We start from the raw sequence: 20265 nt of genomic DNA on the forward strand, positions 1-20265 counted from the left end.
GCTTAGGTCAGCCTTACCTGAGTTCGACCGAGGAGACCACCATGCACGTCCGTCCCGCCCTCCGCGGCGCCGCCGCGCTCGCCGCCGCCGCCCTCGTCCTCACCGGTTGTGGCGCCGGTGAGGAGGACACGACCGCCGACAGCGGCTCGTCCTCCGGCTCCGGCGCCTTCCCGGTGACCGTGAGCACCGCCTTCGGCGACGTCACCGTCGAGGAGGAGCCCCAGCGGGTCGTGGCGCTGGGCTGGTCGGACGCGGAGACGGCGCTGGCCCTGGGCGTGCAGCCCGTGGGCGCGAGCGACTGGCTGGGCTTCGGCGGCGAGGGCGTGGGCCCGTGGGCCGAGGGCCTCTACGACGAGGCGCCGGAGATCATCGAGACGCTGGAGCCCAGCCTCGAGGCGATCGCCGCGCTCGAGCCGGACCTGATCCTCGACACCCGGTCGTCGGCGGAGGAGGACCGCTACGAGGCGCTCAGCGCGATCGCCCCGACCATCGGTCAGCCCGAGGGCGTGGGTCCGTACCAGACGACCTGGCAGCAGCAGCTCGAGCTCGTCGGCCAGGCGCTGGGCGAGACCGAGCGGGCCGGCGAGCTGCAGGCCGAGGTCGAGCAGGCCTTCGCCGACGCCGCCGCCGAGCACCCGGAGTTCGAGGGCACCGAGGTCGCCGTCGGCGCCTTCACCTCCGAGGGCTTCGGCGCCTACGTCCGCGGCGACGCCCGGGTGGAGTTCATGGAGCAGCTCGGCTTCGAGAACAAGGCCGCGATCCAGGACCTGGCGACGGAGAGCTTCTTCGTGCCGGTGAGCGAGGAGGAGGTCTCGCTGCTCGACGCCGAGCTGACCGTGGTCTTCCCGATCTTCGTCGAGGCCTCGCAGTTCACCGGAAACCCGCTGTGGCAGGGGCTGACCTCCGTCCGGGAGGGCCGCGCCGTCGTCCTCGAGGACACCACGCTCACCAACGCGTTCTCCAGCGGCTCGTCGCTCGGCATCCGGTACGCCCTCGACAACGCCGTCCCGCTCTTCGCCGACGCGCTCGCCTGATCGGCGGACCCCGCCGGGCGCTCACCCCACGAGCCGCCCGGCGGGGTCCACCCGCCACTCCCGCACCGCCGCGACCAGCCGGCCGGCCAGGTCCGCCACCAGCGCCGCGCCCTCCGCGGCCGACGCACCCGCCGGGTCCCCGAGCACGCCGTTCGGGCTCACCGCCCGCACGCACTCGGCCCGCATCCGGGGCAGCAGCTCCCGCAGCGGCGCCGTCTCCCCGGGCTCCGCCCGGTCCCCACGCACCCCAGCTGGTTCCACGTGCAACATCAGCGACGTCTCCAGCCGGCCGGCGTGCGCGTCGCCCCCGCGCACGGTCAGCGGCCACCACGCCGCGTCCCGGCCCTCCGCGCGCAGCAGCGGCACCGCCGCGCGCAGGGCGTCGACGTTGCCGCCGTGGCCGTTGACGACCAGCAGCCGCCCGGCCCAGCGGCCGGCGGACCGCCCGTACTCCACCAGGAGCGTGGTGAGCGCCGCGGTGCCGATCGACACCGTGCCCGGGAAGCCCTCGTGCTCCCCGCTCGCCCCGTAGGCGATCGCCGGGGCCAGCAGCGCGCCGTGGAGGCCGGGCACCGCCTCCGACGCCACCGCCTCCGCCGTGCGGGTGTCGGTGGCCAGCGGGAGGTGCGGGCCGTGCTGCTCGACCGAGCCCAGGGGCACGACGAGCAGCGGCCGCGACGGCAGCTCGGGCCAGGTCGCGCCGGCGAGGGAGGTCACCGCCGCACCCTAGGTGCGCCGCATCAGGCAGCCGGGGTCGGCTCGTCCTCGACGACGTCCTCCACCAGGGCGTCCTCCTCGAGCTCCTGGGCCAGCTCGGCGAAGACCTCGCAGGTCCGCGCGAGCTGCTCGGCCACCGCGGCCACCAGGTCCGCCGCGCCGGCCACGTCGCCCTCGTGCGCCCGCTCCTCGAGGCTGCGGCAGGACGCCGCCAGCGCGTCCGCACCGAGGGTGGCCGCGCCACCGGCGAGGCGGTGCGCCACGGCCTCCAGCGCCGGGGCGTCCTGAGCGGTGGCCGCCCGCTGCACGGCGGCGGTCGCGGACGGCGCGCCGGCCACGAAGGTGCGCAGCAGCCGCGCGGTCAGCGCCCGCTCGGCCTCCTCCTCGACCCCGGCGACGTCGCCGAGCCGGCGGCGGACGACGTCCTCGAGCTCGTCGGTGCTGGTGCCGGCGGCCTCGTCGATCGCCCGGGCGAGGTCGGCGAGCGTGCACGGCTTGGCGAGGTAGGTGGCGCCGAGGGACCGGCCGGCGGAGACGTCCCCGGGCAGCGCCCGGCCGCTCAGGAAGATCACCGGCAGGTTCGCGGACGCGGGGTGCTCGCGCAGCGAGTTCGCCAGGCTCAGGCCGCTGCCGCCGGGCATGAACATGTCGGTGACGACGACGTCGGGCGCGAAGGCGCCGTCCAGCGCGTCCGTCGCCTCGTCCGCCGAGGCCGCCGCACGGACCCGGTAGCCGGCCCAGGTCAGGCGCCGCTCGAGCATCAGCCGGGTCGCATCCTCGTCCTCGACCACCAGCACCTTGACCACGCGCGTTCCTCCCGCTCCACCGGACGCTCCGGTGCCACTCCCCCTGTCATCGGCAGCCCGACCGTCCGGTGGGCAGACTTCCCCCGTGCCCCCTCGTCGCTGCCCCTGCGGATCCGGCCTGCCCTACGACGAGTGCTGCGGCCGGCTGCACACCGGGGAGGCGACGGCGGCGACCGCGGAGCAGCTCATGCGCTCCCGGTACAGCGCCTTCGTCGTGGGTGACGCCGCGTACCTGCTCGCCACCTGGCACCCCACCACCCGGCCGCGTTCCCTGGAGCTCGACCCTCACGTCCGGTGGGCCGGCCTGGACGTGCTGGCGACAACCGGCGGCGGGATGCTGGCCGCCGAGGGCACCGTGGAGTTCGTCGCCCGGTACGCGGGCGGGGAGCAGCACGAGGTCAGCCGGTTCGTGCGCGAGGACGGCGCCTGGCGGTACCTGGACGCCGCCTGAGCCGGGTGTCGCGACGGTCCTCGGTGGGCACCGGACGTCCATGAGCGCAGAAGACACGCACAAGGTCGCCGAGCTGCTGAAGGGTGAGCGCTTCGGCTTCCTCACCACGATCGCGCCCGGCGGCAAGCTGACCAGCCGGCCCATGACGCTGCAGGAGGTCGAGTTCGACGGCGACCTGTGGTTCTACGCCGAGCGGAGCTCCCACCCGGTGGCGCACATCGCCGCCGAGCCGCAGGTGAACGTGGGCGTGGGCTCGGGCGGCACCTGGGTGTCGCTGACCGGGCACGCGACCGTCGTGGACGACCTCGCGAAGAAGAAGGAGCTGTGGAACAGCGGCGTCGAGGCGTGGTTCCCCAACGGCCCCGAGGACCCGGAGGTCGTGCTGATCAAGGTCGACGGCGACTCGGCGGAGTACTGGGACAGCCCCGGCGGCCGCCTGGCCACCGCGTTCAGCTTCGTGAAGGCCAAGGCGACCGGTGAGCGGATCGAGGGCGGCGAGAACGAGAAGGTCGAGCTCTAGGCGCTGACCGCGACGCCGAGGGCGGCGCCGGCCTCGGCGGCCGGCTGCGGGCGGGCGAAGAAGTAGCCCTGCGCCTGCCCGCACTGGAGGTCGCGCAGCGCCAGCCGCTGGTCGTCGGTCTCCACGCCCTCGGCGACGACGTCCAGCCCCAGCGTGCGGGCCAGCTCGACGATCGAGGCGATCAGCGTGGTGGCCGACCGGCCGGCGGGCAGGTCCATGACGAAGCTGCGGTCGATCTTGAGCACGTCCGCCGGGAGCTTGCGCAGGTAGGACAGGCTCGAGAAGCCCGTGCCGAAGTCGTCGATGGCGATCCGCACGCCGAGAGCGCGCAGCGCCTCCAGCTGGGCCACGACGGCGTCGACGTCCCGGACCAGGACGCCCTCGGTGAGCTCGAGGGTGAGCAGCTCGGCCGGGAAACCGGTCTCCGTGAGCGCCGAGACGACGTCGCCGACGATGTCGGTGTCGAAGAGCTGGCGGGGCGAGAGGTTGACCGCCATCCGCAGCGAGGTGCCGCGCTCGGCGATCCACGCGGCGCCCTGCTGGAGGGCGGTGCGGAGCACCCAGCGGCCGATGTCCACGATCGCGCCGCTCTCCTCGGCGAGCGGGATGAACTCGATCGGCGGGACCAGCCCGCGCTCGGGGTGCCGCCAGCGGACGAGCGCCTCGAAGCCGGTGGTCCGGCCGTCGGTGAGCCGCACCGTCGGCTGGTAGTGCAGTTCGAGCTGGTCGTCGGTGACCGCGGCCAGCAGGTCCTGCTGCAGGCCGGCGCGACGGCGGGCGGCCTCGGCCATCCCGTCGGCATAGCCCACGAGCCGGTTCTTGCCCTGCGCCTTGGCCAGGTGCATCGCCAGGTCGGCGTTGCGCAGCAGCGCCCCGGTGGTGCGGTCGTCGTCGGTGGCCTCGGCGACGCCCACGCTGGCGTGCACGGTCACCATCCCGTCCTCCACGGGCACCGGGAGGGACAGCGAGACCAGCACCCGCTCGCCGACGGCGTGCGCGACCTCGGCGTTCCCGGCGACGACCACGGCGAACTCGTCCCCGCCGATGCGGGCCACGACGTCGTCGGGGCGCACGCAGGCGCGCAGCCGCTCGGCGACGACGCGGAGCAGGACGTCACCGACGGCATGACCGCGGCTGTCGTTGACGTCCTTGAAGTCGTCGACGTCGACGAACAGCACGCTGACGGGGCCACCACGACCGAGCGCGCGGGCGGTGACCTCCTCGAGCTGCGTGCGGTTGGCCAGGCCGGTCAGTGAGTCGCTGAGCTCCTGCTCCTCGTTGAGCCGCCACGAGGTGAGGTGCGCCAGGCTCGCGGCCAGGACGAACGCCGCGTGGATCCCGGCCCACAGCCACGGCTGGTGCTCGGCGGCGTCGTGCCCGAAGACCTCGTGCGGGAACAGCGTGCCGACCGCCCCGTGGTGGACGGAGACGACGACCAGCGCGATCCCGAAGGGGATCCAGCTCTGGTACAGCGAGACGACGCCGATCATGACGAAGAAGGCGAAGTGCGCCTCGGTGACGCCACCCCACAGGTGGGTCAGCGCCACGGAGGCGCCCATGAGCGCGAAGGTGCTGGCGGCGGCGCGGACGGCGCGCCCGAGCGTGGGAACGGCGGCGACGGCGGCGGGTCCGGCGACACCGGCGAGCACCGCGACGGCGGTCGGCTGGTCGTAGCCCCAGAACCAGGCGAGCAGCACCAGCCCGACGGCGGCGGCGAAGGACAACCGCACGATGGCGCGGTGCCGTCCCTGCCAGACGTCCTCGGGCAGCTCGCGTCCGCGAGGGAGCACCCCACTCATCCGTTCGATCACACCCGGGCCATCGGCAACTCGCGCGAGTTGCTGGAGTGCCCGGTACCGCCTTCCCCCCGAGGGGGTGCCCTCAGCGCAGCGGGAGCCCGGCCAGCGGCGACTCGTCGCAGGCCTTCACCGGGATGGCCGGCATGCCGAGCAGGGTCGGCTGGCCGCGGACCGGACCCGTGTGGGAGTGGTCGACGTGGCTCTTCGGCGTGCCCAGCCCGAGGTCGCGGGCGGCCAGCGCCGTCTCGCCGTAGCCCTGCACGCACTCCGGGTCGGGGCCGTCCAGCGGCAGGCCGGTGAAGAACTTGGCCGCCATGCACCCGCCCCGGCAGGCGTCGAAGTGCGCGCACTTCGTGCAGGCGCCGCCGGTCTGCGGGCTGCGCAGGTCGGCGAACAGCTCGCTGGACTGCCACACCCGCTGGAAACCGCCCCCGTCGCGCACGTTGCCGGCGAGGAAGTTCTCGTGGATGGCGAACGGGCAGGCGTAGACGTCGCCGACCGGGTCGATCAGGCAGACGACCCGGCCCGCGCCGCACAGGTTGAGCCCGGGGAGCGACTCGCCCAGCGCCGACAGGTGGAAGAACGAGTCACCGGTGAGCACGTCGTCGCCGTTGGCCAGCAGCCACGCGTAGAGCTCGCGCTGCTGGGCCTGGGTCGGGTGCAGCTGGTCCCACACGTCGGCGCCGCGGCCCGAGGGGCGGAAGCGGGTGATGCGCAGCTGGGCGCCGTACCGGTCGGTGAGGGCCTTGAAGTCGTCGAGCTGCGAGACGTTCTCCCGCGTGACGACGACGGAGACCTTGAAGTCCTCCATCCCCGCCTCGGCGAGGTTCTCCAGCGCGCGGGTGGCGGTGGCGAAGGAACCCGTGCCGCGCACGCGGTCGTTCACCTCGGCGGTGGCGCCGTCCAGGGAGATCTGCACGTCGACGTAGTCGGTGCGGGCCAGCTGCTGGGCGCGGGTGCGGTCCAGCTTGATGCCGTTGGTGGAGAACTTGACGCCGACGTCGTGGCCGATCGCGTAGTCGAGCAGGTGCCAGAAGTCCGGCCGCACCGTGGGCTCGCCGCCGCCGACGTTGACGTAGAAGACCTGCATCCGCTGCAGCTCGTCGATGACGCCCTCGGCCTCAGCGGTGGTGAGCTCGCGGGGGTCGCGCCGTCCCGAGGAGGACAGGCAGTGCACGCACGCCAGGTTGCAGGCGTAGGTGAGCTCCCAGGTGAGGCAGATCGGGGCGTCCAGGCCGTACTCGAACTGGTCGATCAGCCGGCCGCCCTCGGGCCGCTGCGGTCGGGCGGGCAGGACGGCGGTCACGCGGACTCCCGGGGAGTGATCATCTGGGAACGGGCCAGGTCGGCCAGCGCCTTGACGTAGGCGCCGTGCTGGGCCTCGGGCACGCCGCAGGCGACCAGCGCGGCCTCGGCCGAGGGGTGGTCGGCCAGCGAGGTGACGACGGCGACCAGGAGCTTCGACTTCAGGAAGGAGAGCTTCCGGTTGGCGAAGGAGTAGACCAGCGCGCCGAACGGCTCGGGCCGCAGGGCGACCGACGAGGCCTTCTGCCAGGGCAGCGCCGGGTCGAACACCGGGGCGGGCGCGGTCACGGCAGCGGTCGGCTCAGTAGACGCCGCACATGCCGTCGATCGAGACCTCCTCGACCAACGACTCCTCCACCAGGGCCTCCTCGGTGGCGGGCGCCTCGGCGGCGGCGGGGTCCACGACGACGGTCTGCTCGGGCATCTGCACTCCTGGGTGAGCGAGGGGGCGTCCGGCCGAACGCTAGTGGCACCCAGTGCCAGGAGCAAGCAGCCGCTGCCGTACCCGGGAAGCATCCCGCAGCGGCGGCGGACCGGCAGGATGGCCCCGTGACCTCGACCGCCGCTCCCGCCGGGGCCGCCCGCGCCCGGGTCGAGCGGGCTGCACTGGCGCTGTTCGCCAGCCGCGGCTTCGACGCCGTGACCGCCGACGAGGTCGCCGACGCGGCGGGGATCAGCCGGCGGACCTTCTTCCGCTACTACCCGACCAAGGCCGACGCCGTCTGGGGCGATTTCGCCGCGCACGTCGACCGCCTCGACGGTCTGCTGCGGGCCGCCGGACCCGACCGGCCGGTGCTCGCCACGATCTGCGCGGCCTACGCCGAGGTGAACGACTACGGGGACGACGACCTGCCGGTGCTGCGCCAGCGCATGCGGCTGATCCTCACCGAGCCCGCGCTGCAGGCGCACTCCCAGCTGCGGTACGCGGAGATCGACCGCGTGGTGGCCGAGCACGTCGCGCGCAGCACCGGCGAGGACCCGGCCGGGCTGCTGCCTCGCCTGGTGGCGGCGAGCACCCGCGCCGCGGCGACCACCGCGTTCGCCGCCTGGCTGGCCGACGACCGCACCGACCTCGCCCGGCAGCTGCACCGCGCCTTCGACGAGCTGGCCGCCGGCTTCCCGACGCTGCGGGGCTGACCCCTCCCGGCTGTGGCGTGCGTCTCCCCGCGGCCGCTACTGTGGCACTCAGTGCCACCGCTCGGTGGTCGACGACGGGAGACCGGCATGGCGGACGCGTGGTTCGAGACGGTGGCCGAGGCGCAGCGCCGGGCGAAGAGGCGCCTCCCGAAGGGCGTCTACGGCGCCCTGCTCGCCGGCTCCGAGCGCGGCCTGACCGTGGAGGACAACACCACCGCCTTCGGCGAGCTCGGGTTCGCGCCGCACAGTGCGGGCCTGGCCAACGAGCGGAACATGGCCGTCACCGTCATGGGCCAGGAGATCTCGCTGCCCGTGCTGATCAGCCCGACGGGCGTGCAGGCCGTGCACCCCGACGGCGAGGTCGCCGTCGCCCGGGCCGCCGCCAGCCGCGGGACGGCGATGGGCCTGTCCTCCATGGCCAGCAAGCCGATGGAGGAGGTCATCGCAGCCAATCCGAAGACCTTCTTCCAGCTGTACTGGGTCGGGGACCGCGACCAGATGGCGGCGAAGGTGGAGCGGGCCCGCAACGCCGGCGCCGCGGGCCTGATCGCCACCCTGGACTGGTCGTTCTCCCACGGCCGCGACTGGGGCAGCCCGTTCATCCCGGAGAAGATCGACTTCGAGGCGGTGCGCCGCTACGCCCCGCAGGTCGCGCTCAAGCCGCGCTGGCTGTGGGAGTTCGCGAAGACCCGCTCGCTGCCCGACCTCACGGTCCCGAACATGGTCGCCACCCCCGGCGCGCCCGCGCCCACCTTCTTCGGCGCCTACGGCCAGTGGATGAACTCCCCCATGCCGACCTGGGAGGACGTCGCCTGGCTGCGCAGCCTGTGGCCGGAGGCGCCGTTCATGCTCAAGGGCGTCATGCGGGTCGACGACGCCCGGCGCGCCGTCGACGCCGGTGTCACCGCGATCTCGGTGTCCAACCACGGCGGCAACAACCTCGACGGCACCCCGGCCTCGATCCGGGCGCTGCCCGCGGTCGCCGAGGCCGTCGGCGACCAGGTGGAGGTGCTGCTGGACGGCGGCATCCGCCGGGGTGGCGACGTCGCCAAGGCCCTCGCCCTGGGCGCCAGGGCCGTGATGATCGGCCGCGCCTACCTGTGGGGCCTCGCGGCCAACGGCCAGGCCGGCGTGGAGAACGTCCTGGACCTGATGCGCGACGGCCTGGGCTCGGCGATGGTCGGCCTCGGCCGCCCCTCGGTGGGCGAGCTCAGCCGCGACGACCTGGTCATCCCGCCCGGCTTCGAGCAGCGTCTCGGCGACACCACCGTCGCGCGCGCGAGCGAGGAGTCCTAGCCCGTTCCGGATGGCAGGATCGCCGGCGTGGACGAGCCGGTGCGGCAGCAGGACCTCCGGGTCTCCGACGCCGAGCGCTCCGCCGTCGCCTCCGGGCTGCAGCGGGCGCACGACGCCGGCCAGCTGGACCTGCACGAGTTCGACGAGCGGGTGCGCGACGTCTGGGCCGCGCGCACCCGCGGTGACCTCGCGCGGGTCACCGCCGACCTACCGGCGCTCCCGCCGCCGCCCGGCCCACGGCGGGCGTTCACCGACGACGACGCCGGCACCGCGATGAAGGTGCTGACGATCATCTGGCTCTGCATCAGCCTGGTGAACCTGGTGATCTGGGGGATCCTCGAGCTCACCGTCGGCGGGATCCACCCGTGGTGGCTCTACGTCGCCGGGCCGCCGGGCGCGGTGCTCGGGACGCTCTACGCGATCGGCATCGGCCGACCGACGGACTAGGAGGCCGACGGCGCCTCAGCCCTTGCCGAGCAGCCCTCCGAGGGCCCCGCCGATGCCGCCTCCACCGCCGAGCGCCTTCACCAGGTCCATCGGGTCGATCCCGAGCGTGGACAGCAGCCCGGCGTCGCGGTCGGTGTCCACCTGGCCGGGGAGCTCCTGCTCGGCCCGCTGGGCCTTGGCGTCGTCGCCCTGGGAGCGCAGGAGCTGCAGGATCTGGTCCTTGTCGATGTTCATGGCCGGCCGGTACCCAGCTCAGCCGGCCTGACCCCCGTCCGGCCCGCCCGATGGCGGTCCGAGCAGCTCGACCCGGCGTTCCAGCCTCCTCGGGAGGAGGAACGACCCGTACACCACCAGCCCCGTGGTCGCCGCGACGCCGACCCACCACCACGGCGAGGCCTGGACGGCGAGGAAGACCTGCGACGCGAGGATGAACAGCGCGCTGACGAGCCCGAGCACCCGGCGGCGGCGCTGCTCGGCCAGGGCCGTCCGCGCCAGCGCACGGGCGGCCGCGCGGGTCCCGGGGTCCTCGGGCACCGGGCCCCGGACCGATGCCCGCTCCGCGGCCCGGCGGTCCGCCGCCGGGAGCGGTCCGAGCGCCTCGGCCCGGCGGCGGAGCTGCGCGTGCAGCAGCGTCCCGCCGATCAGCGCACCGCCCAGACCCGCACCGATGGCGCCGGGGAGGGCGCCGGCCCAGCCCTCACCCGCGATCACGGCGAGGCCCACCGCCCCGCCGATGCCGCAGCACAGCCCCATGATCATGGCGAGCTGCGCTCGCGACGCCCGCGCCAGCCAGTCGTTCACCGGACGAGGATGGTGGTGCGGCAGCTGCGGGGACCATCTTCGGACCCCGACCGTGACCGATCGGGCTAACGCGCGGCGCGGACGATCCGGTCGGGGCGGACGGTGACCTCCGTGGCCGGCCCGAACCAGCGGCGCAGCGTGCCGCCGGGGTCCACCACCTGCACCGTCGTCCCGTCCGCCCGGTGCACGCGGAGATCCGCGGCCAGGCGCGCCTCGCCGTCGCCCAGGACGTCGTCCAGCCGGCAGGACCGGCCGTCGACCAGCACCTCCGGCTGCGGCACGAGCGAGCCCGCGAGCCGGCGGCCCGCGCGGCCGCGGCGCTCCACCAGCGGTCCTCGGCGCAGCGGCGGGGTGCGGCTGTCGGTGGCCAGCCGGGCGACGGCGGGGATCCGGCGGACCGCAGCCAGCACGACCCGGCGGGCGACGGCGGCGCCGCGCCCTCCCCCGGTCATCAGCGCCCCGAGCAGCAGCGCGACGCGGATCAGCGCCCGGGCGTGCGGCTCGCGCTCGGCCCGGTGGGTGTCCAGCAGCTCGTCGGGCGCCGTCCCGGCCAGGACGGCGGCGAGCTTCCAGGCCAGCTGGTGCACGTCACGCAGCCCCAGACCGAGGCCCTGGCCGACGAACGGCGGGCTGAGGTGCGCGGCGTCGCCGGCCAGCAGGACCCGCCCCGACCGCCAGCGGTCGGCCACCTGCGCGCGGTAGGTGTACTCGACCGCCCGCAGCAGCTCCACGCCACCCAGATCCCCCAGCAGCTCCCGCAGGCGGGCCGGGGCCGTCAGCTCCGCCGCCGTCTCCCCCGGCAGCAGCCGGAACTCCCAGCGGTACCGGTCGCCGGTGACCGGCATGAACGTCGACGCGCGGCGCGGGTCGCAGACCTGGTGCACGCCGGGCCACAGGCCGAGGTCGCGGTCGGCGCGGAGGTCGAGGACCAGCCAGCGGTCGGGCCGGCCGAGGTCGCGCATGCGGGCGCCGACCAGGTCGCGCACGGTGCTGGCGGCGCCGTCGCACCCGAGCACGGCGGCCGCCCGGACGGACCGGTCCTCCCCCGTCGTCCGGTCGCGGGCGACCACCGCGGTCCCGCCGCCGGCCAGCCCGGTGACCTCGACGCCCCGGCGGACCTCGATCCGCGGCTGGGCCGCCACGGCCGCGGTCAGAACCGCCTCCAGGTCGGGCTGGTGCACGAAGGAGCCCTGCGGCCAGCCGTTCGTGCCGGCCCCGGGCGCGCGGCGGAACTCGGCCAGCACCCGGTGCCCGCCGTCCAGCAGCCGCAGCCCCGCCATCGGCCGGGTCATCGGAGCCAGCTCGTCGGCGACGCCGGCGTCCTGCAGCACCCGGAACACCTCGTCGTCCAGGTGCACCGCGCGCGGCAGCGGATAGGGCTCCCGGTGCCGCTCCAGGACGACGACGTCCAGGCCGCGGCGGGCCAGCAGCAGCGCCGCGGTCAGGCCGACCGGTCCGGCGCCGACCACGACCACGGGGACGCCGGACACCGGTCCAGTCTGCGGCACCGCGGTCGCGGGCCGCCGACGCGGCCGAGATCTTGACGGGCCGACCCCGCCTCAGCAGGCTGTGAGCCGGGGCACATCCGGGTGGCCCGCACCCGCGACGAGGCGGGCCTAGGGAGAGGAACTCGGTTTGAAGACCAAGGGCGCGATTCTGTGGGGCGTGGGCAAGGAGTGGTCGATCGAGGAGATCGAGCTGGGGGATCCGCGCGCGGGTGAGGTGCAGGTCCAGCTCGCCGCCTCGGGGCTGTGCCACAGCGACGAGCACCTGGTCACCGGCGGCACCCCGGTCGTCTCCTACCCGGTCATCGGCGGGCACGAGGGCGCCGGCATCGTCACCAAGGTCGGGCCGGGCGTCACCGGGCTCCAGGAGGGCGACCACGTCGTCACGGCGTTCATCCCCGCCTGCGGCCAGTGCCCGCCCTGTTCGCGCGGGCAGCAGAACCTCTGCGACCTCGGCGCCAACCTGCTCGCCGGCACCTCGATCTCCGACGGCAGCTACCGCATCCAGGCCAAGGGCAAGGACGTCATCCCGATGTGCCTGCTCGGGACCTTCTCGCCCTACATCACCGTGCACCAGGCGTCCGTGGTGAAGATCGAGCCCGACATCCCGCTGGAGATCGCCGCGCTCGTCGGCTGCGGCGTCACCACGGGCTGGGGCTCGGCCACCAAGGTCGCCGACGTGCGCCCCGGCGAGAACGTCGTCGTCATGGGCGCCGGCGGCGTGGGCATGAACGCCGTCCAGGGCGCGGCCGCGGCCGGCGCCAAGCGGGTCATGGTCATCGACCCGGTCGCCGCCAAGCGCGAGTGGGCCATGGACCTGGGCGCCACGCACACCTTCGCGAACATGGAGGAGGCCGCCCCCGCCATCAACGAGCTCACCTGGGGCCGGATGGCGGAGAAGACGATCATCACCGTCGGCGACATCCAGGGCGAGGACATCGCGGCGGCGCTGAGCGTGACCGGCAAGGGCGGCCGCGCCGTCGTCACCGGCATGGGCAACTACGCCAACGTGGACGTGAAGCTCAGCCTCTTCGAGCTCACCCTGCTGCAGAAGGACCTGCAGGGCGCCATCTTCGGCGGGCTCGCGCCGCGCAACGCCATCCCGGAGCTGCTCTCGCTCTACCAGGAGGGCCAGCTCAAGCTCGACGAGCTGGTGACGACGAAGTACAAGCTCGAGGACGTCAACCAGGGCTACCAGGACATGCGCGACGGCAAGAACATCCGCGGGATGATCATCTACACCGACGCCGACCGGTAGACGGCCCGCGCCTGCAGCTGACCCCAGGACAGTCGGTCTCTGCCCACCACCGTGGGCAGAGACCGACTGCGCCGGCCCCGTCAGGCGAGCAGCCTCGTCAGAGCCGGGCCCAGGTCTCGGAGCGAACGCACGGCGGCCACCGCGCCGCCACCGCGGGCGGCCAGCGACCGGGCGGCCGCGAGAGCCCCGTCCTCCTCGCTCCCGGGCAGCGGGCACAGCACGTCCAGCCGGTCGATGCCCGCGAGCGCGGACTCCGCCGGCTCCCCCGCCGTCGACAGGCAGTCCGACAGGAGCACCACGAGCCGCTCGTCGGCGTGCGCCGCCGTGCGCAGCTGCGCCGCGGCCGCCCGCAGCGCCGCGGCCACGTCGGTCCGGCCGTGGCCGCGCAGCCCCACCAGCGCCAGCACCAGGTCCTCCGGTGCCCGGTGCCGGCCGTGCTGCTGGAGCACCTCCACCCGGTCGGAGAAGGCCAGCACGCTGGTCTCCAGCCGCTCCCCGGCGGCCAGGACGACGCCCGCCGCGGCGACCGCGGCGATCGCGACCCCGAGCCCGCCCATCGACCCCGACCGGTCCACGACCAGGCAGACCGCCCGGCGGGACCCGGTCCACCGCCGCGCCACGGTGTCCTCCGGCGCCGGCGGCCACGGCCCGCTCCAGCGGTCCAGCGTCCGCTCCAGGTCCAGGTCGCCGTCCCCGCCGCGGGCCACCGCCAGCCGCCGGGTGCCCCGGGCGCGGGCGGCCCCCACCCGGCCCACCTGCACGAACACCCGGGCGGCCAGCCGGCGCGCGGCCGACCGGAGCTCACGGTCGGTGGCCAGCGCCAGGTCGGCCAGCAGCGCCGCGGCCGCGTCCGGGTCGGCCCCCATCAGCGCCGCGAACGCCTCCTCGTCGAGCTCCCCGACCTCCGGGCTGACGTCGTCGAAGGAGGCGTGCCGCAGCTGCAGCTCGCGCCGCGCGGTCTGCCTCGGCCCCCGCCGTCCCGGCCGCTCCGGCGGCCCGCTCCTGCTCTCCGGGCCCGCCGCCTCAGGCGGCGGGCCCCCCGCTTTTCCCGGGCCGTCCCCGGCCGGCGTCGGCGCCCCGCCCGCCGAGCCGTCGGTGGCGGGCGGCTCGGCGTCGGCCGGCCAGATGCCGTCGAGGATCTCGTCCAGCACGCTCTCCGGGGTCCGCTCCACGCCCTCGGTGACGCGGACCCGCCCGGACAGCGCCGCGTGCAGCGCGTCCCGCGTCGCCTCGCGCGCGCCGCCGTCCGCCAGCCCTGCCACGCCGCGCAGCCGCAGCAGGCCGTCGAGCAGCAGGACCAGGTCGATCGCGCCCCGCACCGAGGACCCGGTGCGCAGGTCGCGGTGCTCCCGGGTGGCCCGCACCAGCGCGACGGCGAGCGCGACCGGCCGGGCGGCGCCACCGGTGACCGCCGCGACGATCTCCCGCTCCCCCGCCTCGTCCTGGTAGCCGAGCACCACCCGGCACATGCGGTCGGCGATCGCCTGGCCCACCCGCGCGGTGCCGATCGCGTCGAACGGGTTCATCGCCGCGATCAGCCGGAAACCCGCCGTGGCCCGCACCGTGCCCAGCCGGGGGACGGCGATCTCGCCCTCGGTCAGCACCGTGATGAGGACGTTGAGCGTCTCCTCCGGGATCCGGTTGAGCTCCTCGAGGTACAGCAGCCCCGAGCCGCGCATGGCGGTCAGCAGCGGGCCGTCGACGAAGCTGCCGGCGACGTACCCCTCCGCCATCACCGCGGCCGGGTCGTAGGAGCCCACCAGCCGGGCGGGGGTCAGCTCGGCGTTGCCCTCGACGAACACGACGTCGTGCCCGGTCTCGGCGGCGACGGCGCGCAGCAGCGTCGACTTCCCCGTGCCGGGCGGACCCTCGAGGACGACGTGCCGGTTGGTCCCGAGCGCGACGGTGAGCACCTCCCGCTCGCGCCGGAGCCCGATGACCGGACCGGGCAGCGCGGGACCGACGCCCACGGTCAGGCGCCGCCCAGCGCGTCCGCGAGCTCGATCGGGTCCTCGGGCGCGGAGATGTCCTCCTCCTCGCCGAACCGGGTGAACCGGATGTCGCTGGTGGAGTCCCCGTCGTCGGTGAGCGCCAGCGGGTAGGCCGGGTCGTCGTCCCGCACGGTCAGCTCGCTGCCGTCCTCCTGCCGGACGACGACGACGTCCTCGCCGTCGACCTCCTCGGAGGTGACGTCGTCCTCCACCTCGCTCTCCGGGTTCCGGAGCTGCTCGACGATCCCGGCGAGGGAGAAGTCGGCGAAGTCGCCGGCGACGTCCTCCGGGACGATCACCCACTGGCCCTCGAGGGACGCGGCCATCTCCTCGGGCACGCCGAACGAGGCCCAGAACTCCGGGTCGGTCTGCAGGTAGGACGTGCCGCCGACGGTGAGCAGCTGCAGCTCGACCCCGCCGAAGGTGAGCGTCCCCTCGGCGTCCTCGCCCTGCAGGTGCAGGTCGACCGAGGACTCCTCGCCGCCCTCCACGATGTCGCCGGCCATGTGCACGGCGCCGGCCTCCTCCAGGGCATCGGCCGCGGCGGCGGCCACCTCGCTGCCGGTCTTGCCCTCCAGCGGGCTGCTGCCGCAGGCGCTCAGGAGCAGGGCCGCTGCCGGGACGGCGGCGAGCCGGCGGGTGCGCGCGCCCACGGTCAGCCCCCGAGGGTGTTCAGGTCGAACGGGTTCGGCGGGGCGGTGATCTCGGTGGGCTCGCCGAAGCCGCTGAACTCGACCGTGGCCGGGGCGTCGCCCTTGTCCTCGATCAGCAACGGGAACGGCTCGGCGTCGTCGTCGCGGGCGGTGAACGTGCTGCCGTCCTCCTGCGTGACGACGACGACCTCCTCGCCCTCGAGCTCGTCGGTGGTGACCTCGCCCTTCACCGAGTCGCCGCCGGCGGAGCGCAGCTCTGCCACCAGACCGGAGAGCGTCAGGCTGGCGAAGGACTCGGCCGCCTCGGGCGGCATGAGCACCCACTGGCCCTCGAGCTGGCCGGCGAACTCGGCCGGCATGCCGAAGGAGGACCAGAAGTCGGCCGGCGCCTGCACGTAGGCCTGCCCGCCGACGGAGATCAGCTGCACGGCGACGCCGTCCATGGTGATGCTGCCCGAGACGTCGTCGCCCTGGAGCTGCAGGTCGAGCTCCTGCAGCGAGCCGTTCTCCTCGATCGAGCCCACGACGCGCGCCGCGCCGGACTCCTCGAGCGCGGTGAAGGAGGCGTCGACGACCTCGGCGGCCTCCATCCGGCTGAGCTCGCTGCCGCTCTCGCTGGACGAGGACGCAGCCGCGCTCGAGTCGGACGCCGACTCGTCGGAGCCGCCGCAGCCGGCCAGCAGGAGGGCCGCCGCCCCGGCGAGGGCGAGTCGTCGCATGCGCATGGAACTCCGTCCGTCGTGGTGCCGGCCACCGGGACGTGGCGGTCCGGTCAGGCGATCCTCCCCCTCCGGGGGGCTCCCGCCCACAGCGGGTCGGCGTGTCGGCCCACCCGGCTCACCCGGCTCACCGACGGTGCGGCACCAGGGGTCGCACCGCACCCGCGGCGGCGGGATCGAGCGGGACGTCGGTGGTCAGCACCGCGGGGCCCAGGCGCAGCACCCCGTCCGACAGCGCGGCGCAGCGGATGCCGGCGCGACCGCGGAGCCCGCGGTGCGCGCCGGGCGCCAGCACGACGTCCATCCAGGCGCACGGGTTCGCCGGCCGGCCGCCGCGGAGCAGCACCACGCCCTCCCCGCAGTCGAGCGCGAACTCCTGCCCGCGCAGCGCCTCCACCTCCGCGCCCCGCAGCACCACCGTGCGCCGGGTGAGCAGCGGGTCCAGCGGGCCGGTGCCGAGCTCGGCGGCCAGCGTCTCGAGGGACTCCGCCGCCAGCACGGTGAGCTGCGCGTCGCGGTGCGCGGGCCGCCCGGCGTAGCGGTCGCCGACGACGCCGTGCCCCCCGCGCACCTCCAGCCGGTCCCGCCGGTCAGCGGCCTGCTCGGGGACGTCGACCCCCGGCCGGCCGTCGTAGCGGTGCCCCGGCGAGGCCAGCAGCCCGACGACCTCCACCGCGTAGGTGTGCCTCAGCGCTCCGCCGTCCGGTGGATGGGGCCCGCGGTTCCGGCCAGCCGCTCCCCGGAGCCGCCCCAGCGCCCGGCGATGATCTCCGCCGCGATCGACACCGCCGTCTCCTCCGGCGTCCGGGCGCCGAGGTCCAGCCCGATCGGCGAGGACAGCCGGCCGATCTCGTCGGCGGTCAGCCCCGCCTCGCGCAGCCGCGCCAGGCGCTCGTCGTGCGTCCGCCGGGAGCCCATCGCGCCGACGTAGGCCACCGGCGTGCGCAGCGCGACCTCCAGCAGCGGGACGTCGAACTTCGGGTCGTGGGTGAGCACGCACAGCACCGTGCGCTCGTCGATCCGCCCGCCCGCGACCTCGGCCTGCAGGTAGCGGTGCGGCCACTCCACCACCACCTCGTGGGCCTCGGGGAAGCGCTTGGGCGTCGCGAACACCGGCCGGGCGTCGCACACGGTCACCCGGTAGCCGAGGAAGGCGCCCACCCGCGCGACGGCCGCGGCGAAGTCGATGGCGCCGAACACGACCATGCGGGCCGCGGGCGCGAAGGAGTTCACGAACAGGGTCAGGTCGTCGGCCCGCCGCTCGCCGTCGTGCCCGACGTGCAGCAGCGCGGTGCGGCCGGCGGCGAGCATGCCCCGGGCGTCGGCGGCGACGGCGTCGTCGAGCCGCTGGGAACCGAGCGTGCCGGCAGCGCGGTCCGGCCAGAGCACCAGCCGCCGGCCGAGCCGGTCGTCGGGCCCGGCGACGACGGTGACGACGGCGACCGGCTCGTGCCGGCCCACCGACTCCGCCACCTCGCCCAGCTCCGGGAACGACTCGCGGGAGATGCGCTCGACGAAGACGTCGAGGATCCCGCCGCAGGTCAGCCCCACGGCGAAGGCGTCGTCGTCGCTCACGCCGTAGCGGCGCAGGGTCGGCTCGCCGGTCTCGACGGCGTCGCGCGCCTCCTCGTAGACCGCGCCCTCCACGCAGCCGCCGGAGACGCTGCCCACCGCACTGCCGTCGGGGCCGACCAGCATCGAGGCCCCCGCCGGCCGCGGCGCCGAGCGCCAGGTGGCCACCACCGTTCCGACGCCGACGGTCTCCCCCGCCTGCCACCAGCCCACGAGCTCGTCAAGAACGTCACGCACGGGTGAGCACCTCCGACAGCCGCTCGAACGCGGCCATGCTGTGACCGGCCACGAAGTGGTCCACCGACGGCAGGGCCGCCTGCATCCCGCCGGTGAGCGGTTCGTACCCCTCCCGGCCCTTGTGCGGGTTGACCCAGACCACAGCGTGCGCCAGCCGCCGCAGCCGGGCCATCTGCTCCCCGAGCAGGGCGGCGTCCCCGCGCTCCCAGCCGTCGCTGCAGACCACCACCACCGCACCCCGGGCCGTGCCGCGCTGCCCCCAGCGGTCCAGGAACGCCTTGAGCACCTCGCCCAGTCGGGTCCCGCCGGACCAGTCCGGGATCGCCCGGCCGCCGGCCTCCAGCGCCCGGTCGGCGTCCCGCCGGCGCAGCTCGCGGGTCAGCCGGGTCAGCCGGGTGCCGACCGTGAACACCTCCGTCGACGTCGGCCGGGACCGCACCGCCGCGTGGGCGAACCGCAGCAGCGCGTCGGCGTAGGGCGTCATCGAGCCGGAGACGTCGACCAGCAGCACCACCCGCCGCGGTCGCGGGCGGGCCCGGCGGTGCACGAGCCGGGTGATCTCGCCGCCGTCGCGCAGCGCCCGGCGCACCGTCCGGCCCGGGTGGACCGCGCCCCGCGCGGCCGGCCGCCGTCGTCGCGCCGGGCGCATCGGCGCGGCCGGCACCAGCAGCGCGAACAGCCGCCGCAGGTGCTCCCGCTCGGCCGGGGTGAGGCCCGCGACGTCCCGGTGGCGCAGCACCTCGTCGGCGCTGGCCCGGGCGGCGAGGTCGGGGACGTCGACGTCGTCGTCCCCCTCGCCCGCGCCGGCGTCCAGGGGTGCGGACGCGGCGAGCCGCGGCGGCACCGTCGCCGTCGCGCGCGGCACCCGCGGCCGCTCGCCGGAGAAGAACGCGGCGAAGGCGACGTCGTAGCGGTCGAGGTCGTCGGGCCCGCCGCAGAGGGTGAGCCGTCCCGCCCAGTAGACGTCGGAGGGCTCCAGCACCCGGAGGTGCGCGAGCGCGGTCAGCATCGCCTCGACCCGGTCCGGTGAGGCCGGCACGCCGGCGTGCCGCAGCGTCCGCGCGAAGGCCAGCACCGTGTCGACGGCATCGCGTCCGGGCGCATTGCGTTCAGGCACCGACGAGCGCCTCCGTGCCCAGGGCCTGCACCCGCTCGGTGTCCTCCCGGTACTTCAGGACGGCACCCAGCGTCCGGGCCGCGACGTCCGGGTCGAGCTCCCGGGCGCCGAGGGTGTGCAGCGCGGTGGCCCAGTCCATGGCCTCGGCGATCCCCGGCGGCTTGAGCAGGTCGAGCGTGCGCAGGGTCGCCGTCGCCCGGGCGACCTGGCGGGCCAGCCCGTCGGTCACGTCGGGCAGCCGGCGGCGCAGGATCGCGACCTCGCGGTCGAAGTCCGGGTGCGCCAGCCAGTGGTAGAGGCAGCGGCGCTTGAGCGCGTCGTGCACCTCGCGGGTGCGGTTGGAGGTGAGGACGACCAGCGGCGGGGTCTGCGCACGGATCGTGCCGAGCTCCGGGATGGAGATCGTGAAGTCCGACAGGATCTCCAGCAGGAACGCCTCGAACTCGTCGTCGGCGCGGTCGACCTCGTCGACCAGCAGCACGCTGGGCGAGTCCTCCAGCGCCCGCAGCAGCGGCCGGGCCAGCAGGAACCGGCGGTCGTAGAGCGATGCCTCCAGGCTCTCGGTGTCGGCGTCCGCGTGCGCGGCCTCCGCGGCGCGCAGGTGCAGCAGCTGCCGGCCGAAGTCCCAGTCGTAGAGCGCCTGGGACGCCTCCAGCCCCTCGTAGCACTGCAGCCGGTGCAGCGGTCGCCCGGTGATCTCGGCCAGGGCGTGCGCCAGCGCCGTCTTGCCGACGCCCGCCTCCCCCTCCAGGAACAGCGGCCGGTGCATGGCCAGGGCCAGGTAGGCGGCGGTCGCCAGCCCCTCGTCGGGGAGGTAGCCGGTGCCCTCCAGCGCGGCGGCCAGCGCGGCGGGACTTCCCGGGGGCTGCACCGTGCGGTCGGTCACACCCGGCAGCATCC

23 protein-coding genes are annotated in these 20265 nt (G+C 75.3%); 7 read left to right on the forward strand and 16 right to left on the reverse strand.

Features of this window, described 5'->3' with window-relative positions:
- The first annotated feature begins 41 nt into the window (after positions 1–41).
- Positions 42–1034: an iron-siderophore ABC transporter substrate-binding protein gene (locus tag DQ244_RS07530; protein ID WP_113810865.1), complete on the forward strand. Its 993-nt coding sequence runs from the start codon at positions 42–44 to the stop codon at positions 1032–1034.
- Positions 1035–1055: 21 nt separating this feature from the next.
- Here the strand turns inward: DQ244_RS07530 and mftE are convergent, their stop codons facing one another.
- Entirely contained in the window at positions 1056–1751 is a 696-nt protein-coding gene (mftE, locus tag DQ244_RS07535; RefSeq protein WP_113810866.1) for a mycofactocin biosynthesis peptidyl-dipeptidase MftE, read from the reverse strand.
- A gap of 23 nt (positions 1752–1774) precedes the next feature.
- On the reverse strand, positions 1775–2557 hold the full coding sequence (locus DQ244_RS07540; RefSeq protein ID WP_113810867.1) for a response regulator: 783 nt from the start codon (positions 2555–2557) through the stop codon (positions 1775–1777).
- 85 nt (positions 2558–2642) lie between these two features.
- On the opposite strand from DQ244_RS07540, the gene DQ244_RS07545 reads away from it, so the two are divergent.
- Both DQ244_RS07545 and DQ244_RS07550 read left to right on the forward strand, forming a co-directional pair.
- A complete protein-coding gene (locus DQ244_RS07545) occupies positions 2643–3008 on the forward strand; it encodes a YchJ family protein (RefSeq protein ID WP_113810868.1) in 366 nt (121 codons plus the stop codon).
- A gap of 40 nt (positions 3009–3048) precedes the next feature.
- Complete coding sequence (locus DQ244_RS07550) at positions 3049–3528, forward strand: pyridoxamine 5'-phosphate oxidase family protein (RefSeq protein WP_113810869.1); 480 nt, start codon at positions 3049–3051, stop codon at positions 3526–3528.
- Here DQ244_RS07550 and DQ244_RS07555 read toward each other — a convergent pair.
- The 4 genes from DQ244_RS07555 to mftA form a co-directional block, all read right to left on the reverse strand.
- Positions 3525–5318, reverse strand: a complete 1794-nt coding sequence (locus DQ244_RS07555; protein WP_369832098.1) for a putative bifunctional diguanylate cyclase/phosphodiesterase — start codon at positions 5316–5318, stop codon at positions 3525–3527. The genes DQ244_RS07550 and DQ244_RS07555 overlap by 4 nt on opposite strands.
- Before the next feature lie 91 nt (positions 5319–5409).
- A complete protein-coding gene (gene mftC, locus DQ244_RS07560; RefSeq protein ID WP_113810870.1) occupies positions 5410–6633 on the reverse strand; it encodes a mycofactocin radical SAM maturase in 1224 nt (407 codons plus the stop codon).
- Positions 6630–6920: a mycofactocin biosynthesis chaperone MftB gene (mftB, locus tag DQ244_RS07565; RefSeq protein WP_113810871.1), complete on the reverse strand. Its 291-nt coding sequence runs from the start codon at positions 6918–6920 to the stop codon at positions 6630–6632. Before mftB ends, mftC begins: the two co-directional genes overlap by 4 nt.
- Positions 6921–6933: 13 nt before the next feature.
- Positions 6934–7056, reverse strand: coding sequence for a mycofactocin precursor MftA (gene mftA, locus DQ244_RS07570; protein WP_199580276.1), 123 nt, complete (start codon positions 7054–7056; stop codon positions 6934–6936).
- A gap of 125 nt (positions 7057–7181) precedes the next feature.
- Between mftA and mftR the strand changes: the two genes are divergently transcribed.
- From mftR to DQ244_RS07585, 3 genes are all read left to right on the forward strand, one after another.
- Complete coding sequence (gene mftR / locus DQ244_RS07575; RefSeq protein WP_113810872.1) at positions 7182–7769, forward strand: mycofactocin system transcriptional regulator; 588 nt, start codon at positions 7182–7184, stop codon at positions 7767–7769.
- An 87-nt stretch (positions 7770–7856) separates the two neighbouring features.
- Positions 7857–9065 carry a pre-mycofactocin synthase MftD gene (gene mftD, locus DQ244_RS07580; protein ID WP_113810873.1) on the forward strand — a complete coding sequence of 403 codons (1209 nt, stop codon included), beginning with the start codon at positions 7857–7859 and terminating at the stop codon, positions 9063–9065.
- Between the two features lie 27 nt (positions 9066–9092).
- On the forward strand, positions 9093–9512 hold the full coding sequence (locus DQ244_RS07585) for a DUF1707 domain-containing protein (RefSeq protein ID WP_158544493.1): 420 nt from the start codon (positions 9093–9095) through the stop codon (positions 9510–9512).
- 15 nt (positions 9513–9527) lie between these two features.
- Here the strand turns inward: DQ244_RS07585 and DQ244_RS07590 are convergent, their stop codons facing one another.
- From DQ244_RS07590 to DQ244_RS07600, 3 genes are all read right to left on the reverse strand, one after another.
- The gene (locus DQ244_RS07590; RefSeq protein ID WP_113810875.1) at positions 9528–9746 is read right to left on the reverse strand and encodes a hypothetical protein; all 219 of its coding nucleotides are present in this window, start codon (positions 9744–9746) and stop codon (positions 9528–9530) included.
- Positions 9747–9764: 18 nt separating this feature from the next.
- Complete coding sequence (locus DQ244_RS07595; RefSeq protein ID WP_113810876.1) at positions 9765–10313, reverse strand: hypothetical protein; 549 nt, start codon at positions 10311–10313, stop codon at positions 9765–9767.
- A gap of 65 nt (positions 10314–10378) precedes the next feature.
- Entirely contained in the window at positions 10379–11803 is a 1425-nt protein-coding gene (locus tag DQ244_RS07600) for a bifunctional 3-(3-hydroxy-phenyl)propionate/3-hydroxycinnamic acid hydroxylase (RefSeq protein WP_113810877.1), read from the reverse strand.
- A gap of 145 nt (positions 11804–11948) precedes the next feature.
- Here DQ244_RS07600 and DQ244_RS07605 point away from each other — a divergent pair, with 145 nt between their 5' ends.
- Positions 11949–13076 (forward strand): NDMA-dependent alcohol dehydrogenase, encoded by a 1128-nt coding sequence (locus DQ244_RS07605; protein WP_113810878.1) that lies wholly within the window; start codon positions 11949–11951, stop codon positions 13074–13076.
- Positions 13077–13156: 80 nt separating this feature from the next.
- On the opposite strand, the gene DQ244_RS07610 is transcribed toward DQ244_RS07605, so the two are convergent.
- The 7 genes from DQ244_RS07610 to DQ244_RS07635 all read right to left on the reverse strand — a co-directional run bounded on the left by DQ244_RS07610 (position 13157) and on the right by DQ244_RS07635 (position 20263).
- Positions 13157–15046: a MoxR family ATPase gene (locus tag DQ244_RS07610; RefSeq protein ID WP_199580277.1), complete on the reverse strand. Its 1890-nt coding sequence runs from the start codon at positions 15044–15046 to the stop codon at positions 13157–13159.
- Between the two features lie 2 nt (positions 15047–15048).
- A complete protein-coding gene (locus tag DQ244_RS19600) occupies positions 15049–15720 on the reverse strand; it encodes a hypothetical protein (RefSeq protein WP_199580278.1) in 672 nt (223 codons plus the stop codon).
- Between the two features lie 2 nt (positions 15721–15722).
- Positions 15723–16439 (reverse strand): hypothetical protein, encoded by a 717-nt coding sequence (locus DQ244_RS07615; RefSeq protein ID WP_147251488.1) that lies wholly within the window; start codon positions 16437–16439, stop codon positions 15723–15725.
- Positions 16440–16566: 127 nt separating this feature from the next.
- Positions 16567–17112, reverse strand: coding sequence for an MOSC domain-containing protein (locus DQ244_RS07620; protein WP_233491244.1), 546 nt, complete (start codon positions 17110–17112; stop codon positions 16567–16569).
- 14 nt (positions 17113–17126) lie between these two features.
- Entirely contained in the window at positions 17127–18248 is a 1122-nt protein-coding gene (locus DQ244_RS07625; protein ID WP_113810881.1) for an XdhC/CoxI family protein, read from the reverse strand.
- Positions 18241–19365: a VWA domain-containing protein gene (locus tag DQ244_RS07630; RefSeq protein ID WP_113810882.1), complete on the reverse strand. Its 1125-nt coding sequence runs from the start codon at positions 19363–19365 to the stop codon at positions 18241–18243. The genes DQ244_RS07625 and DQ244_RS07630 overlap by 8 nt, the downstream gene beginning before the upstream one ends.
- Positions 19358–20263 (reverse strand): MoxR family ATPase, encoded by a 906-nt coding sequence (locus DQ244_RS07635; protein ID WP_113810883.1) that lies wholly within the window; start codon positions 20261–20263, stop codon positions 19358–19360. The genes DQ244_RS07630 and DQ244_RS07635 overlap by 8 nt, the downstream gene beginning before the upstream one ends.
- Between the last annotated feature and the right edge of the window lie 2 nt (positions 20264–20265).

Origin of the sequence: Blastococcus sp. TBT05-19, assembly GCF_003319095.1 — a bacterium.
Lineage (GTDB): Bacteria > Actinomycetota > Actinomycetes > Mycobacteriales > Geodermatophilaceae > Blastococcus.